Source organism: Alkalinema sp. FACHB-956, assembly GCF_014697025.1.
Classification (GTDB): Bacteria; Cyanobacteriota; Cyanobacteriia; order Leptolyngbyales; family Leptolyngbyaceae; genus Alkalinema.
Genome location: NZ_JACJRC010000029.1, coordinates 26515 through 42648 on the forward strand (window position 1 = coordinate 26515; position 16134 = coordinate 42648).

At 49.7% G+C, this 16134-nt stretch carries 14 protein-coding genes and 1 tRNA gene; 8 read left to right on the top strand and 7 right to left on the bottom strand.

Features of this window, described 5'->3' with window-relative positions:
- Nucleotides 1-244: 244 nt before the first annotated feature.
- The 6 genes from H6G21_RS21315 to H6G21_RS21340 all read left to right on the top strand — a co-directional run bounded on the left by H6G21_RS21315 (nt 245) and on the right by H6G21_RS21340 (nt 5552).
- Entirely contained in the window at nt 245-1057 is an 813-nt protein-coding gene (locus H6G21_RS21315; protein WP_190575796.1) for a creatininase family protein, read from the top strand.
- 58 nt (nt 1058-1115) lie between these two features.
- Nucleotides 1116-1188, top strand: a tRNA-Ala gene (locus tag H6G21_RS21320).
- A gap of 342 nt (nt 1189-1530) precedes the next feature.
- Entirely contained in the window at nt 1531-2007 is a 477-nt protein-coding gene (locus H6G21_RS21325) for a VOC family protein (protein WP_190575725.1), read from the top strand.
- A 187-nt stretch (nt 2008-2194) separates the two neighbouring features.
- Nucleotides 2195-3009 (top strand): IS5 family transposase gene (locus tag H6G21_RS21330; protein ID WP_190575727.1). Its coding sequence is split into 2 segments (ribosomal slippage): nt 2195-2573 and nt 2573-3009, totalling 816 coding nucleotides; the frame shifts between segments, so codons are not numbered across the junction.
- Between the two features lie 701 nt (nt 3010-3710).
- Nucleotides 3711-4472: a class I SAM-dependent methyltransferase gene (locus H6G21_RS21335; protein ID WP_190575729.1), complete on the top strand. Its 762-nt coding sequence runs from the start codon at nt 3711-3713 to the stop codon at nt 4470-4472.
- A 264-nt stretch (nt 4473-4736) separates the two neighbouring features.
- Complete coding sequence (locus H6G21_RS21340) at nt 4737-5552, top strand: hypothetical protein (protein ID WP_190575731.1); 816 nt, start codon at nt 4737-4739, stop codon at nt 5550-5552.
- Between the two features lie 17 nt (nt 5553-5569).
- On the opposite strand, the gene larB is transcribed toward H6G21_RS21340, so the two are convergent.
- The 4 genes from larB to H6G21_RS21360 form a co-directional block, all read right to left on the bottom strand.
- A complete protein-coding gene (gene larB / locus H6G21_RS21345; protein WP_190575739.1) occupies nt 5570-6352 on the bottom strand; it encodes a nickel pincer cofactor biosynthesis protein LarB in 783 nt (260 codons plus the stop codon).
- 98 nt (nt 6353-6450) lie between these two features.
- Complete coding sequence (locus H6G21_RS21350; protein WP_190575741.1) at nt 6451-8250, bottom strand: ABC transporter substrate-binding protein; 1800 nt, start codon at nt 8248-8250, stop codon at nt 6451-6453.
- Entirely contained in the window at nt 8250-10034 is a 1785-nt protein-coding gene (locus H6G21_RS21355; protein ID WP_190575743.1) for an ABC transporter substrate-binding protein, read from the bottom strand. Before H6G21_RS21355 ends, H6G21_RS21350 begins: the two co-directional genes overlap by 1 nt.
- Nucleotides 10035-10169: 135 nt before the next feature.
- On the bottom strand, nt 10170-10643 hold the full coding sequence (locus tag H6G21_RS21360; RefSeq protein ID WP_190575745.1) for a glutathione peroxidase: 474 nt from the start codon (nt 10641-10643) through the stop codon (nt 10170-10172).
- Nucleotides 10644-10948: 305 nt separating this feature from the next.
- On the opposite strand from H6G21_RS21360, the gene H6G21_RS21365 reads away from it, so the two are divergent.
- Nucleotides 10949-11197: a hypothetical protein gene (locus tag H6G21_RS21365; RefSeq protein WP_190575749.1), complete on the top strand. Its 249-nt coding sequence runs from the start codon at nt 10949-10951 to the stop codon at nt 11195-11197.
- Between the two features lie 404 nt (nt 11198-11601).
- Nucleotides 11602-12057: a DUF6335 family protein gene (locus H6G21_RS21370; RefSeq protein ID WP_190575751.1), complete on the top strand. Its 456-nt coding sequence runs from the start codon at nt 11602-11604 to the stop codon at nt 12055-12057.
- A 16-nt stretch (nt 12058-12073) separates the two neighbouring features.
- Here H6G21_RS21370 and H6G21_RS21375 read toward each other — a convergent pair whose 3' ends face one another.
- The 3 genes from H6G21_RS21375 to H6G21_RS21385 all read right to left on the bottom strand — a co-directional run bounded on the left by H6G21_RS21375 (nt 12074) and on the right by H6G21_RS21385 (nt 16099).
- Nucleotides 12074-12670 (bottom strand): cytochrome b/b6 domain-containing protein, encoded by a 597-nt coding sequence (locus H6G21_RS21375; protein ID WP_190575753.1) that lies wholly within the window; start codon nt 12668-12670, stop codon nt 12074-12076.
- Nucleotides 12671-12786: 116 nt separating this feature from the next.
- The gene (locus H6G21_RS21380; RefSeq protein WP_190575755.1) at nt 12787-14835 is read right to left on the bottom strand and encodes an elongation factor G; all 2049 of its coding nucleotides are present in this window, start codon (nt 14833-14835) and stop codon (nt 12787-12789) included.
- A 469-nt stretch (nt 14836-15304) separates the two neighbouring features.
- Nucleotides 15305-16099, bottom strand: coding sequence for an amino acid ABC transporter ATP-binding protein (locus H6G21_RS21385; protein WP_199307364.1), 795 nt, complete (start codon nt 16097-16099; stop codon nt 15305-15307).
- Between the last annotated feature and the right edge of the window lie 35 nt (nt 16100-16134).

Below are 16134 nucleotides of genomic sequence, written 5' to 3' on the forward strand. Positions count from 1 at the left end.
AGCTCTTGGAACAGTGATTTTGAAGGCGGTGAGGAGATCACGATCCCATGGATGGTGTCTCCTACCGCTTTCCATCTTGAGATCATTTGGAATTTATGGCAATGGTCTGAGGAGCAGTGGGTATCGAAACCCGCGATCGTGCCCTGGTTGCTTTGTTATTCCTTGCCATTGTCTATGTTATTCCTTGCCATTGTTTATTAGTGTTGTCTATTACTGTTATTCATTGAGGGTGAGTACTGCCATGATGCATGGATTTATTCCACCGGAGCGTTTTTTTCCCTATTTGACTTGGACAGATATTCGCAATTTACCCGATAAAGAGCGCATTGTGATTGTGCAACCTGTAGGCGCGATCGAACAACATGGGCCGCATTTACCGTTGGTGGTGGATTCTGCGATCGGGATGGCGGTGTTAGGTCAAGCCCTCGATCGGCTTAATCCCGCTGTTCCTGCCTATGCGATGCCTTCGTTGTACTATGGCAAATCCAATGAGCATTGGCATTTTCCTGGCACGATTACATTATCGGCCCAGACGTTAACTAGTGTGTTGATGGAAACGGGCGAAAGTTTATACCGAGCAGGATTTCGTAAGTTGATTCTGATGAATTCCCATGGGGGGCAGCCGCAGATTATGGACATCGTGGCGCGGGATTTGCACGTGGCCCATGAGGATTTTGAGGTATTTCCGTTCTTTACCTGGCGTGTCCCCCATATCACGAAGCAACTGCTGACGGAAAAGGAAGGCTGGTTGGGGATTCATGCGGGAGATGCGGAAACGAGTTTGTTGCTGTCTATTTTGCCGGATCAAGTAAAAATGGATCGGGCGGTTATGGAATATCCCCATGGCCTACCGGAGGATAGTTTACTCACGTTGGAGCGCAATTTGCCGATTCCTTGGACAACGCGGGATATCAGTCGCAGTGGGGTAATTGGGGATGCGACGGCTGCAACGAAGGAAAAGGGCGATCGGATTTTGGCTTCGTTGGCGGAGGGCTGGGCGCAGGTGATTGAGGATGTGCATCGCTTTCAGCAGCCGCAGTTGTGGCGGGAGGAATAGAAATTTATTTTGAGGCTTGACGAAGGGGGAAGGTTTGCGGTAATTTAGTTTACCGTAAGGGGTTATAGCTCAGTTGGTAGAGCACTTCAATGGCATTGAAGGGGTCAGCGGTTCGAATCCGCTTAGCTCCATTTTTAATTAAACTGCTTGATCTAGGGTGGCTTAATTCTGCTTAGGGTCTAGTTGGGCGCTGGGTCATTAGGACGCTTCTAGTGATCGACTCTGTGGTTAAACCGGACTACAGTGCGATCGGGTTGGGCGCTTGGCTAGGGGCGTAGTCTGATCGATCGACCGATGAGATCGATCTTTGAGATCTGTGCCCTTGAGCAAATAGAGCGAGTAAACACTGGGCAAGGCGACTGGCAAGCAGTCAGAAGGAGAGCCGTTGAACTCCGCCATGATCCTGACAGAACGAGAATTGGCAAAACTGTCTATTGCATGATTTCGATTGACATAGATTGTCTGGAGGAAATATGTGTTCTGAAACTCACCCTTCCCCTGCTCAAGGCTCCACTGGCTCCGAAGAAAGTCCCAGTATTCTGTCCCATGTTTCGCTGGGAACGAATCAGTTTGAACAGGCTGTTGCGTTTTATGACGCGGTGTTGGCAACGTTGGGCTACCAACGACTGATGGATTATCCCGATGCTGTGGCCTATGGCAAGGTTTATCCGGAGTTTTGGGTGCAAGTTCCGATCGATGGGCGACCGGCTAATGTGGGAAATGGATCGCACATTGGATTTATTGCGCCAACGAAGGAAGCGGTTCATGCGTTCTATGAATCGGCGTTGCAGGCGGGCGGGCAAGATGACGGGGCTCCTGGCCCTAGGCCGGATTATGGCGATCCTTACTATGGGTGTTTTGTGAGGGATTTAGATGGCCATAAAATTGAGGCGACATTCTGGGATTTTGCGCTGGATCAACCGGAGGCACAGAGTCCGGCTGCTGGTTAGATAGAATTGATAGTCAGAGATGGGGGCTGGAGGGACGCGATCGTCTAGCTTAAGACGGTATGTGAGGCGCAGGCCCTATGTTAGGCTGCGCCTAGACTAAGAGCTGAGTTCTAAAGAGAATCTAAAGAGAGGCAAAGGCAGGTTCCGACATTTTTTATTGTAAATGTGTTGCATTCAAGCGTTGACGATGAGCCGACTCCCTGCAGTTGCCAATCCAACCCGCCAACTCTATCCCAGTGACCTGAGCGATGCAGAATGGGTCATCATTGAACCTAAGTTACCAGCTCCCAAAGGCTTTGGGCATCCGCGTGAGGTGGACTTGCGCGAGATTCTCAACGCCATCTTCTACATTCAACGGACTGGATGCCAATGGGAAATGCTGCCTCACGACTTGCCGCCTCATCAGACGGTCTACAAATATTTCCGGAAGTGGCAACGTAAAGGCCTTTGGCAGGCAATTCATGATGAATTGCGGGGTGAACTTCGCGAAGACTTGGGACGAGCGGTCGCCTCCAGCATAGCAATCGCAGATTCGCAATCCGTCAAAACGACGGAAAAAAGGGGGCGGTCTACGGGTTTGATGGCGGCAAGAAGGTTAAAGGCCGTAAGCGCCATGTCGTAGTGGATTCTCAGGGCTTCGTGTTGGGAGTCTTGGTGACGGAAGCCAATGCTTCAGAACGATTAGGAGCCATTGTTGTGTTGAACGAGGCTCGCGACCAGTTAGCTCGTCTAGAGGTCATCTATGTGGATCAAGGCTATTCGGGGGAGACCTTTGCGCGAGCGGTTCGTCAAGTCTGTGGTGACTCGGTGCGGGTTGAGGTCATTAAACGCTCTTCCAAGACCTTTGAAGTCTTGCCTAAACGCTGGATTGTGGAACGCACCTTTGGTTGGTTGAACCGCTACCGACGCTTGAGCAAAGATTATGAGGTCTACACTGAGACCAGCGAAGCCATGATTTACGGGGCGCTGATTCGTCTGATGCTACGCCGTAAAGCAGCTTAAGCTTTACTTTAGAAATTAGCTCTTAGAGGAGAATCGTTTTACCCTTGATTGGCGTGAGCTGAATAAACAGAGAAGACTTAATCTTGGCAAAGAAAATAAATATTATCGATATGGTCTACTTAAAGTAGATATGCCTGTATTGAAGAATGGCGTTTTCGCCAAATGTGAAATTTGGGACTGCAAGAACCGTGCAGTTTTGATCACAGCTACTGCCAAGCAAGATAAACTCAGTAGCTACATTGGAATTGTGTGGCTAGGCTTTTCCCGAGAGATTCCGGAATTTTCTGAGTATCTAACCTATCAACTTAGCTGTGAATCAGATCAACGCTCAACGCTCATTCGCTCACAACAGCCTAAGATCATAGGTGAAGGACTCAATTTAAATGAGGTAATGTGTCCAGATGGTTTTCATCCCATTATATAGACGATAGAACAAGTGCTGAAAGCTAATTACTCTTCTTGCATATAGCGCTTCCCCTCGTAATGAAGTACATCCAAATTGAGCCAGAGAAGGGCTTTAGATTGCAGACTGCATCTCACCAGACTGGGAATCGCTATGACGATTGATCTGACTGCTCTGAGATATTATCAGCTAACAAGTCCATTGGAGCGGGCTGTCAAATGTTGATCTACAATAGGCGTAGCATCGCTCACAGCCGCTCAGCAGGAACGATAGCATCATAACGAAAGGACATAACACCATGAAACAATGGTATGAAGAACTATTCGAAAATTATGGAATGAAATATGACAACGAGTGCTTCACCCAAGGCACCGTTGGTGAATGCAACTTTATTGAAAAAGAGATTGGTTATGATAAGAGCTTAAAGATACTGGATATTGGGTGTGGAACAGGCAGGCATGCAATTGAGTTGACAAAAAGAGGCTACACCGTTCTGGGGGTTGACCTTTCAGATTCGCAGTTAGAGCGTGCAAGAGAAAAGGCATCTATGGATAATCTCCAAATTCATTTTCAAAAGCATGATGCCAGAGATCTTCCATTCCTACATGAATTCGACTTGGTAATCATGTTGTGCGAAGGAGGGTTTTCGCTGATGGAGACCGATGAAATGAACTATCAGATCCTCCGGAATGCTTCTAATGCCCTAACGCAGAAAGGGAAACTGATATTTACGACTCTGAATGCCCTATTTCCTCTGTTCCATTCCGTCAAAGATTTTCTTGATTCAAACACAAAAGAAGGAAACGCAAAATGCGACAGTATTTCATTCGATTTGATGACTTTTCGGGAACACAATACCGTATATGTCGAAGATGATCTCGGGAATAAAAAGGAACTCCACTGCAACGAAAGGTATTATACGCCACCGGAAATAGCATGGCTGTTAAAAACCCTTGATTTCAACGTCATTGATATTTTCGGCGCGAAGCTTGGTGCTTTTAGTCGGAATGACGAATTATCGACTGAGGATTTTGAAATGCTTGTAATCGCAGAGAAATGATTGGGAAATGCTAACCCGTCGCTGGATCCGACTCGCAAGCTCGCGGCTCAGCTTTTTGTTAGCTGGCTTCGTTCAAACTTTGACGTAGTTTAAGATTATCTGCTCAGGTTGTGTGGTTAGAGCGATCGCGATCTCTTTGTAGCAATCGAACTAGTATTCCGAGGTAATAGAACTTTTTATAAGTTAATGCTTTTCTCATAATTTGATAGACGATCGCTTGATTCATCTGTAGCGTGCAGTTATTCTGTCCAAATTGACCCCAACATGAGTCAGTCGCTTTATATCATCCAGCAGCAACCCACAAGGCTCCATCTATATGGCCAGCGTATTGGGTGGCTCGGTGTCATCTTGTTCGGTCTCCTATGTACGACGTATGGAGCATGGTATTCTTACACATCCGGTCAAGTGATGCAGCTAGAATGCACTTCCAGTCGTAGCCCGATGCCTTGCCAAGTCACCCGATGGCGACAAGCGATCGTGCCGAATGAACGCAATACCACAATCGAATCAATTCAGTCCGCCTCAATCATCGAAGAAACCTTTGATGGCGGGACTAGCTATAAACTCATGCTGACAACGCCTCAGCGAACCTTTGAATTTCCTGGTGTCACCGGTGATGTGGTGCAGCGCAGTACCCAGACGATCAACACATTCAGTCAGCAGGTTCCGGCAGAACCATTCAAGCTCGAATATAACAATCAGAGTAGCAGCCGTAACTGGACTATTTTCTGGGGGGTTGGCACCGGTGTTTTGATTCTCGTGCTGCTGTGTACACCAATTTCAGTTGATTGGCAATTTGATACCGAAACTGGCTGGCTGTCCGCCAATTGTCGCCACATTTTTTGGCGGCATCAATATCAGAAACCGCTCGCTCAGATTCAATCGATCCATTGGATCGAAAAGGTTCATAGCAACTATGATGGGAGCACGACATCCTACACGATCGACTTAATCACCCGATCAGGGGGAACGATTTCACTAGTACCATTCATGTGGACTAAGGATTGGAGTCGGACTAGCTCAAAGCCTGTTGTAACAGCAATTAGCCAGATCTTAAAGCAACCGATAGTCCGTCGATAGTCTGTTACTGTGGATCATCATCCCCTTGCGCGATCGCGAACTCGATTCGCAGTTCGTAAAATCTGTGCCGCCAGCATCGCCGCCCCAAACCCATTATCAATATTCACTACACCAATCCCCGCTGCGCAGGAATTCAACATCCCCAGTAATGCAGCCAATCCATTAAAACTAGCACCATAGCCAACACTAGTCGGCACAGCAATCACCGGACAATCTGCTAATCCTCCCACCACGCTGGGCAATGCACCCTCCATTCCCGCGACTACAATTAACACATCAGCATCAGCAATCACATGGCGATTGCTTAATAAACGATGAATTCCCGCTACGCCCACATCCCACAAACGCTTCACAGAACACCCCGACAACTCCGCTGTAATGGCCGCTTCCTCCGCGACCGGCAAATCCGCCGTCCCCGCTGACAGAATACCGATCGTTCCCGGAATCGGTTGTGGAGGAGCCGATCGCAATGCACAAATCTTCGCCCGATCGAAGTATTCCACCTGCGGCACCATTTGCTGAATCCAATCGTAGACCTCCCGCTCCACCCGCGTCGCCATCACCACCGACGCCCGATCGCGCATCGACTCCATAATTTGGGCAATTTGTTCCGGCGTTTTTCCCGGCCCCCAAATCACCTCTGGAAAGCCTGTCCGAATCGCCCGATGGTGATCCACATGGGCAAAATCCCCCACCTTTTCAAAGGCGAGATCCTTGAGATTTTCCAACGCTCGATCGGGACTGAGATGGCCTTGGGCAACAGCTTGCAGCAGAGATCGAATCTGTTCCGGGTGGGTCATAGTGCCGCAGAAAATCAATTACACTGGAACTAACCTACCATTGACTTACCCCCTTCTCGCCCCACCCCACCAGAATTCTATATTTACTATCCACCCCGCTAACGGGATTGGGTCAGGTAGAGTTCATCGATATTCCATAGCCCCCAAAAGGGTAACCCGTTGTATTGCAAGCCCTGCACGGGGTTACGCACCGCCATCAATGCCCGATCGTTGACCAAATGGATAATCGGTAACTCTTCCTGCACCAGTTGCTGAAATTGACCATAGATTTTTTTGCGTTTTTCCAAGTCGAATTCCCGCGCCCCTTCCCGGAACAGGCGATCGATTTCCACTTCAAAGGGCTTCGGCGCGTAGTCCTGGATGGGAGGCTGCCCTGGTTGCTGCTTGAGATTAAACGAATGGGAACCGCCGCTGCTCATCCACAGGTTTGCCACCAAATGAGGTTCCACACCGCCCTCAAACCCCACCATATGGGTATCCCAATCCCGTGAACTATTAATCTTATCCACTAGCACATTAAAGTTAATTGCTTGGAAATTCACCTTCATGCCAATTTTGTTCAAATCCTGCTGTACCTGTGCCGCGATCGCCACCCGCACCAGGTTATTGGCATTGGTAATCAGTTCAAACTCAACGCGATTGCCGCGATCGTCGAAGAGTTCGCCCTGGGCATTGTAGCGAAAACCCGCTTGTTGCAGTAATTCCTTAGCCTTCGCTGGGTTGTGAGCGTAGGTTTTTAAGCCCTGCTGGGGCGAGAGATAAAAGGGACTTTGCACTGATACGGGGGAATGCTGCACCACACCCAATCCCCGGAAAATATTGTTATTAATCCGTTCCTTGTCAATACTGTAGGCAACGGCTTGGCGAAACAGCTTGTTATTGAACCAACGGGATTTTTTCGGATCAACAAAGGGTTTCCCGTCTTTATTTTTAGCGGTACTCAAATTGAATACAAACTGCAACACCCCCGACCATGGCCCCCCATCCATTAGCCGAAAGTTACCCCGTTGCTCTTCCCGTTTCAGCAAAGCATAATACTCTGCTTTCAACGGACGGGCATCGCCCATCACATCCAAATCACCCGATCGAAATTTCAGCAATTGCAGATCTTGATTTTCGATCACCTTCCAAATGATTTTTTCAATTTTCGGCAGTGTTTCTCCCTGGGCTCCCTTGCGCCAGTAGTAGGGATTACGGCGAAAAATCACTCGCTGTCCCGTCGTGTAACTTTCCAGCATATAGGGGCCGCTAACCACAACATCTTTCGGATTGGTATCCGTGCCCCAAGTATTGAGAAACTTTGGATTGCCCTTCTGGTCAACTTCCTTCAGCGATCGCTCTAGCTTATGTTTCGGCAGAATCGCGACCGACCCCGTGCGGCCTCCAGTAGTCGTATGGAGAAAGGGCGAAAACGGTTCGGGAAAGGTAAACTCCACCCGCCGATCGTCTAGTTGCCGCACGTTGGGAAACTCACCCTTCGCGCCAATGCGAATTTGATCCTTGGATTCGATCGGGACTTTTTCGTTAAAAACAATCTCGTTATAGGTAAACACGACATCCGCTGCGGTGAGGGGTTGCCCATCAGACCAGCGCAGTCCTGGCCGGAGGGTAAACACCACCTTCTTTTTGTCCGGCGAGAACTCCCATTTCTCTGCCAGTGCGGGTTCCACCGCCCCCGTCATACCATTTTCGCGGGTGAGGCCCTCATGGCTAAACAGAAAAATATTGGGCACCGAGGCACTGTTGGCGTAATTAAAGGTTTTGGGATCGATCGGAGTTAGCAATCGCAGCGTTGATTCAGATTCTTTTGCCCAGCGATGGGGATTACAGCCGCATAGCATCAAGGCTAGCAATCCCGAACCTAAACCGAGCCCTAACGTTCTTGGAAAACTCACCATTAGTCTTCCACCTTCAACTCATGGAGATTCCACAGGGCTTCACCGCCTTCTGGATAGCGAATGCCTTTAACCCGATCGCGCACCGCTGCCATAATCCGCGCATTGACGAGGTAAATAAAGGGGACTTGTTCCTGGGCGATTTGTTGAAACTGGTTGTAAATCTGTTTACGCTTCGTTTCATCCAGTTCCTGAGCTCCTTTGATATACAGTTGCTCAATCTCCTTTTCCCAATCGGACACCACCCGTCCTTCCACCGGGGGAGCCGACGGCCCTGGTTTTTGGTTGAATAGGTGCGATCGTCCGTCGGTCAGCCACATATTGGAACCGCCATGGGGGTCAAGGCCCCCGCCCCCGTAGGCCATCAGCACCGCATCCCAGTCCATGGAGTTATCTACTTTGTCACTGAGTACATTAAAGTCGATCGCGCTCAGAGCCACTTCCATGCCAATCTGGGCCAAGTCCTGTTTAATTTGCGAAATCATTTGCACCCGCAAGACGTTACTTGCATTGGTGGTGATTGTGAACTTCACAGGATTGCCGTCAGCGTCTACCAATTTGTTGTCACTCGTATATTTAAACCCAGCGGATTGCAAAATTTGCCGCGCTCGTTCTGGATTGTAGCTGTAGGTTTTCAGTCCCTTTTCGGGCGGTAAATAAAAGGGGCTTTGCTGCACAATGCTGGAATGCACCCGGGTTCCCAAACCGCGAAACAGGTTGGTATTCATGCGATCGAGATCCAATGCATAGGCCACTGCTTGGCGGAACTTCACGTTGTTAAACCACTTGGATTTCACCGGATCAACCAAAGGTTTGCCGTTGCGTTTGCCCTGGTTGAGGTTAAAGGCAACAAAGGTGAAAATCGGACGCGGCCCACCGACATAAAGCGTAAATTTACCTCGTTTTTCCTCTTGCTTCAACAGCGCGAAATCCTCTGGACGAATCGGTTCTACGAGATCTGGCCCCCCCGATCGAAACTGTTGCAATTCCGTATTTTGGTTTTCTACGGACTTCCAAACAATCCGTTCGATGTAGGGTTGTTGCTGATTTTGCGAATCTTTGCGCCAGTAGTAGGGATTGCGTTTAAAAATCACTCGCTGATTCGGTGTGTAGCTGTCCAGCACATACATGCCATTACAGACAATTTGCCGAGGGTCAGTTTCCGTTGTCCAGGTAGACATAAACTTGGGCTTGCCATCCACTTTTTCCCGCACCGTCGATTCCAGGGCATGTTTCGGTAAAATGGCGAGACCCAGTTGGCGTAAAAACGGCGCAAAGGGTTCTGGGGTGGTAAATTCCACGCGCCGATCGTCAATTTTGCGGATCGTCGGCAACTTGCGATCTTTTCCAATCTTCAAAACATCTTGAATATCCGTCGGAATATCAGGATTGAAATAAACATCCTGAAAACTAAACACGACATCATCTGCTGTGAGTGGTTGCCCATCCGACCATTGCAGTCCGGGGCGCAGGGTCACAATCACTCGTTTTTTATCGGGCGAAACTTCCCAAGACTCTGCTTGGATAGGTTCTAGTTCGCCAGTCAAGGTATTTTCGTTGATCAAGCCTTCATACAGGTAGCCAAAAACATTCGGATTTTCGTTGCTCAGGGCATAATTAAAGGTTTTTGGGTTGCCAGTTTGGCTAATGATCAGTTCAGGGACTCGGGCCGCTTGGCTTTTGAAGTGGGTGGGATTGCAGGCGGAGAGTTGAACCGCAAGGCAGAGGGCGATCGCTGCCCAAAGAACGCCCCATCTCCACGTTTTGCGCCGAAAAAATCCCACCATAGCCGAATCCAATCGCTTGTTAAAGGGTCATTGCCCTCTATTGTACTGTTGAATCCTAAACTGAATAGGCTAGGAGCGCGATCGGACTCCTAGCCTATTGATTCGCTAGTGACAGTTAGACAGTTGCGATGAAGACTACTGGGCCAATTCCGCTTCGATCGCTGCAACCAAGCTTCCCGGTGTAGCACTGCTGCCATAGCGAGCCACTACGTCCCCTTGCTTGTTCACCAGAAATTTTTCAAAGTTCCACTTCACATCCCCTTGGGGCGGCGTTTGGGTCAATTCTGCATATAGCGGATGGCGATCGCTTCCCAGGATTTTCACCTTATCAAACAAATCAAACGTCACCCCATAGCGAGTTTCACAAAACTGCTGGATTTTCTCATTGGAATCTGGCTCCTGCATCCCAAAATCATTGCAAGGAAAGCCCAATACCCGCAAGCCTTGGTCAGCATATTGTTTTTGCAGGTCTTCCAATCCCTTGTACTGCCCCGTATAACCACAGTAGGAAGCTACATTAACAATCAGCAGAACTTTACCTGCATAGTCCGATAGCTTCTTTTCGTCGCCAGTAATCGTTTTGACGGTGATATTGGAAATGTTAGTCATGGTCTTCGATCGTGAACCTGCTTACAACAAGAAATCCTCGTTTAGTCTAGCAAATCCCGTCCGCCGAGGCTCCTTACAGTCCTCTCACAGTCCTGATGCGCTTGCAGTCCCGACAGGCTTCATTCCCGATCCTCTCTCCTCCAGGCGGTCACAGGCCCTGTCCCCATCCAGATCAACTTTGGGTCAAATTGGGCAACATCTTTTGTATGCTCTTGTTTTTTAGGCTCTTGGGAAAATAGTGTTCTCTGAACGAATCAGGTGGGCAGTCTAGAGCTAACACCTTGAAACGCTAAGGGAAAATCATCATGTCAGACGTTCGGGCAGTAGCAGGCAATCCTTCTGAAGTGTGGGATGATCTAAGCTGGGATGACTTGAACCGCGCAGAACAACAACTTTGGGGCAATCTGGGTTGGGATGCTGACAGTTGGGAGGAAGAAACCGATCCCCCTGCATCGAGCGAAAAGTATTGGGAAGAGCTGAGTGGTTCCGAACGCCAATCTGCGGAAGCTCTGGGCTATACCCAAGAGACCTGGGATGAAGAAGATGAGGAATAGGTGACTGTCAACCTCACAACATCATTCATTGGTTTACTTCCTGTTTAAGTACTAGAAATGTTAGAGACTAAGAGCGGAGCAATCTGTTTTTAGTCCTATTTTTTTTGAGGGAACAAGCTGATTAAAATCATATACAATTAACGCGATCGATTCGTCATAATGCAATGGTCCATCCGTCGCTCATCCATCGCTTCAACCCATGCGTCGGTTTTGTAGGTGTTGCCATGTTTTTGGGGCATTGCCACACCGGTCTATCTGCAAGGCATCGCCCGCGATTCCGTGGATAGTCGCGATTAAAAAGTAATGTATTTAATCTGATGGAATTTAGAAATAATTTATATGCTAGAGATAGCAAGAAAGTATTGTAATGGAGATAGATATCTATCATTACAGGAGAGTTAGCCATGTTAAAACAACACCCCGTGGAATGCGATGACAATGAACAGTCTCCAACTCCCCCCAATCGTATTCAACCCCTTATGGAAAATGAAATTCTGAAACATGCCCCCAACTTGCAAAATGCCCGATCGCCCCTTTGGGCTGGACTGACCGATCGGGATACTGGAATGGGTCGGGTTTTGCAACAACTCCAAAACAACTGTTCAACTGGGGCTTCGACCACCGGCGGAGATTTCAATATTGATCAGTCCCTAGCGCAAGTTTCCGGTGAGGAAGCCGTCGGCGGCACAGCGCCCACCCCAGAACAAAATGTCGTGGAAGATTTAGCTGTTGCCGTGGGCATTGAAATTCCCGATCGGGAATGGCTCCACACCACAGAAATGCTGGAAAATCGCGACTCCCACCGCTGGGAACTGGATCCCAAATCCTCGGAGGACTATTCCGATCGTCGGGACTGGTAATGGTTGCGGGAACGGCTCACCAAAACATGGATTCCACCAGCCGAGAACCCCCGGCCCGCAATGCCAGGGTGGAATGTAACGCAGTAAACACTAACGTAATCGGAACCGTTAGAAAATGCACTGTGCGAAGCACTTGCCAATCGTTCCCAAAAAGTTCCAGAATCCAAGCAAACTGCGCCGGTTTATACATTCCCAAGCCCGTCAGGATTGCTAGCAGCAACACCGGCACGATCGCAGTGTAAACCAAGCGATGTAGCGCATAGACTTTGCGTTTGGGATTTTTACCTTGAATTAACGCTTTCCCATCGTTACAGCCAACATAGCGAATTTTCCAGCGGCGGGTCGCCAAAATATAAACGCCATACCACAACAAATTGAGGGCAAAGAGATTCATCCCGGCAAAGTGCCAATCGCGTCCCCCCGCCAGCCAACCACCGAGGCCGAAAATGGGGGGAATGTGCCACCCCGCCCGACCTCCAAAAACTGGATTAGCATTATAAATTTGCAGGCCACTGGTCAGCATGATCGCCACACTGATGATATTGAGCCAGTGGAACACCTTCGTCGCGATCGCGGGTTTGGGCCAAAGCTTGGGCGTAGCAGCAGAAGTCATGGGAGATCACAACAAAAGGGCAGATCTATGGTAATCGATCGCTTCTGCAATCCACCTTGATCTGCCCAAAAGTCATTCGATCGTAGGGGGGGTAACCCTGGCCTAGCAGGACGCCCCTAACGTTTACCGTTGGCCGTTACCGTTCCCTTATCGGTTTTAGCCAAAATCCGTTCTGCCAACTTATCCGGCACTTCCTGCAAGTGGTCATACTGCCACTCAAAATTGCCAACGCCCATGGTGAGCGATCGCAGTTCCACAATCATGTCATGCATTTCCGCCTGGGGAATTTGGGTTTGCACCTCATCCCAGCCAACCCAACCCGCCTTGGCATCATAGCCCAGGATTTGGCCCCGACGGCCACTGACCAAGCGCAGAACCTTGGAGGTAAAGTCCGTGGGTACGGAAATCGTAATGCTGAGAATTGGTTCCAGCAAAATCGGTTCACACTTGACTAAGCCTTCCTGCATGGCAATGCGGGCCGCTTGCTTAAAGGCTTGCTCGGAACTATCCACGTTGTGGTAAGAACCATCGGTGAGCGTCACGGCAATATCGACGATCGGGAATCCCAACGGCCCCTGGTTGAGGTATTCCCGCACCCCAATTTCCACCCCCGGAATGTATTGTCTGGGAACAACTCCCCCAACAATGGTTTCGCTAAAGCTGAAGCCTTCCCCACGACCCACGGGTTTAATGTCCAAATGCACATCGCCGAACTGACCATGGCCGCCGGTTTGGTGCTTGTAGCGCCCGTGGGATTTAGCAGCTTTGCGAATGGTTTCCTTATAGGGCACCTGCGGTTTATGGGTCACCATGGGCAGATTGTATTTCCGCCGCAGCCGATCGAGGGCGACTTGCAAATGAATATCCCCCTGGCCCCACAGGATAATTTCGTGGGTGTCGGGATGGTGTTCCCAACTCAAGGCGGGATCTTCTTCCAACAGTTTTGTCAACGCTGTGGTGAGTTTGACTTCATCATTGCGTTTTTCCGCTGCGATCGCTAGGGCGAACACTGGAGAGATTGAATCTGCCTGCGGTAAGGGTTGCAGATTTGTCCCCGTGGTGAGAATGTCTCCGGTTTTGATGCCTTCCATCCGGCCCAAAGCCACGATATCTCCGGCCCGCGCCGTTTGTACCGACTGGGTTTGCATTCCCATGAGGCGATAGAGTCCGCCAATCCGAACCCCGTTTAGCACCATGCCATCGGTGATTTCGCCCTGCCAGACCCGTGCCAGTGTTAATTTACCGCCCTGGGGCGTGTAGTAGGTTTTGAGTACTTGGGCGATCGGGTCTTTCTCCGCTGCTTTCAGCCCCCAATGATCGGCAGTCGTATCAGCTTCTGGGGCTTCCCGCACCAAGGCATCCAATAAAGGCCGGACGCCAAAATCCCGATCGGCCATGCCAAAGAACACGGGCACAATTTGATCGGCTCCCAGTTCCATCTTCAGATCCTGGAAGATTTCCTCTTCCGAGGGGGCAATGTCTTCTAGCAATTCCTCCAGTAAGTGATCATCAAAGTTCGCTAGTGTTTCCAACATTTCCGTTCTAGCGATGTGTTCTTCCGTTTCCAATTCCTTGGGGAAGGGCACCGGATCGGCGGGGGCACCGGGATGGTAGTGGTAGGCTTGCTCAGTAACTAGGTCGATAAAGCCCAGTAGATTTTCGCTCCGTCCGATCGGGTATTGGTGCGGTACTAACGGACGGCTGGAAATGCCCTTCAACGCATGGAGCACTTCCATAAAGTCCACATCGGCCCGATCCATTTTATTGAGGAAGACCAAATGCGGAATTTTCAAATCATCCAGAAATTTAAACAGGGGCGACAGATTCAATACCCGATCGACCACGGGTTCGCAGACGATAACCACGGCGTCTACGCCCACCAGAGCATTGTAGGTTTCCTGGGCAAATTCGATGGAACCCGGACAGTCTAAAAAGGTCAATAAAATACCGCCATAGGACGTACTGGCGGCGTTCACTTCAACGGACATCTGCCGATCGCGGGCCTCTGGTGAACTATCCCCGACCGTATTTTTCTCTTGAACCGAACCTTTACGGGTAATGGCTCCCGTCACAGACAGTAGGCTTTCTAATAGGGTAGTTTTTCCGCTGAGGTAGGGGCCAACGATCGCAACGCTTCGTGACCCCGAGAGTCTTCTTTCGGTCATAACAGATCCCTCTCTTTACATGTAGCGAACTTGCATGTAGCGAATGAGTTGGAGGGATGAAGAGATGGAGAGCCGATCACTAAACCAGTCAGATAGAGACGTTAGGCGTAGCGACCTTGGGAGAGTACTGGAAGGAGTTCAGCGAGAATCCAGTACGGGAAGGGGAAGCCTTCGCAATACTTGTGCAGAAGACCTAGATGCAGAGTACCTAGGCAAATATTGACGAAGCCTGAGGCTCATCACCTCTTCAACCTTGAGTTGAACTTTGAGCTAAGCTGTACCTGCTTGATTGCATTATCCCGAAATTCTGAGTCCTCGGAGCGATCGTCGCAGCATGTTTTAACAAATGGATGGGATTTCGTTAAGAAGTACAGCGTAAGTTCTGCCATTCGGTTAACTTTTCGAGAGTTAATTATCTTGGTAGTGCCATTGCAACCGTTATGGGATTTGGGTTGAAAAGGTTGAAAAGCTAGAGAATTTGTGCCAAAAACCGCTGGGTGCGTTCCTCCTGGGGATTTTGGAAAAATGCGTCCGGCGGGGCAATCTCCACGATCGACCCACTGTCCATAAAAACGATCCGATCGGCCACTTCCCGCGCAAAGCCCACCTCATGGGTCACCACGACCATGGTCATACCGGACTGCGCCAGGGATTTCATCGCATCGAGCACCTCCCGCACCATTTCCGGGTCTAGGGCTGAGGTGGGTTCATCAAACAGCATGATTTTGGGCTGCATGGCCAGGGCACGGGCGATCGCGACCCGCTGCTGTTGGCCCCCGGAAAGCTGACCGGGATACTTGTGGGACTGTTCCAGAATGCCCACCCGCTCCAGCAGTTGCATCGCCACTTCTTCGGCTTTGGCGGCACTCCATTTGCGGACGTGGGTGGGCGCTAGGGTGATGTTTTGCAGGACTGTCAGATGGGGAAATAGGTTGAACTGCTGGAAGACCATGCCCACTTCTTGGCGAATTTTTTCGATGTTTTTCACATCTTGGGACAGTTCAATCCCGTCGATCGTAATGTGCCCCTGTTGATATTCTTCCAGCGCATTAAAGGTGCGGATGAAGGTGGACTTGCCCGATCCCGATGGCCCCATGACGACGACAACCTCACCGGGATAGACTTGCAGGCTCACCCCTTGCAGCACTTGAAACTGGCCATACCATTTCTGGACATCCTGGGCAATGATGATGGGTGACCGATCTCCCCGATCGATCTGTGCCGAAGATTCGTTGACAGACACAGACTTCGGGTCAAAGGTCATAGAATCCTCCTTACTCAGCGTTGTCCTTACTCAGC

Excerpts from the sequence above, each read along its gene's own strand:
- H6G21_RS21315 (WP_190575796.1), top strand. The coding sequence starts at position 245 with ATGCATGGATTTATTCCACCGGAGCGTTTTTTTCCCTATTTGACTTGG.
- H6G21_RS21325 (WP_190575725.1), top strand. The coding sequence starts at position 1,531 with ATGTGTTCTGAAACTCACCCTTCCCCTGCTCAAGGCTCCACTGGCTCC.
- H6G21_RS21335 (WP_190575729.1), top strand. The coding sequence starts at position 3,711 with ATGAAACAATGGTATGAAGAACTATTCGAAAATTATGGAATGAAATAT.
- H6G21_RS21340 (WP_190575731.1), top strand. The coding sequence starts at position 4,737 with ATGAGTCAGTCGCTTTATATCATCCAGCAGCAACCCACAAGGCTCCAT.
- larB (WP_190575739.1), bottom strand. The coding sequence starts at position 6,352 with ATGACCCACCCGGAACAGATTCGATCTCTGCTGCAAGCTGTTGCCCAA.
- H6G21_RS21350 (WP_190575741.1), bottom strand. The coding sequence starts at position 8,250 with ATGGTGAGTTTTCCAAGAACGTTAGGGCTCGGTTTAGGTTCGGGATTG.
- H6G21_RS21355 (WP_190575743.1), bottom strand. The coding sequence starts at position 10,034 with ATGGTGGGATTTTTTCGGCGCAAAACGTGGAGATGGGGCGTTCTTTGG.
- H6G21_RS21360 (WP_190575745.1), bottom strand. The coding sequence starts at position 10,643 with ATGACTAACATTTCCAATATCACCGTCAAAACGATTACTGGCGACGAA.
- H6G21_RS21365 (WP_190575749.1), top strand. The coding sequence starts at position 10,949 with ATGTCAGACGTTCGGGCAGTAGCAGGCAATCCTTCTGAAGTGTGGGAT.
- H6G21_RS21370 (WP_190575751.1), top strand. The coding sequence starts at position 11,602 with ATGTTAAAACAACACCCCGTGGAATGCGATGACAATGAACAGTCTCCA.
- H6G21_RS21375 (WP_190575753.1), bottom strand. The coding sequence starts at position 12,670 with ATGACTTCTGCTGCTACGCCCAAGCTTTGGCCCAAACCCGCGATCGCG.
- H6G21_RS21380 (WP_190575755.1), bottom strand. The coding sequence starts at position 14,835 with ATGACCGAAAGAAGACTCTCGGGGTCACGAAGCGTTGCGATCGTTGGC.
- H6G21_RS21385 (WP_199307364.1), bottom strand. The coding sequence starts at position 16,099 with ATGACCTTTGACCCGAAGTCTGTGTCTGTCAACGAATCTTCGGCACAG.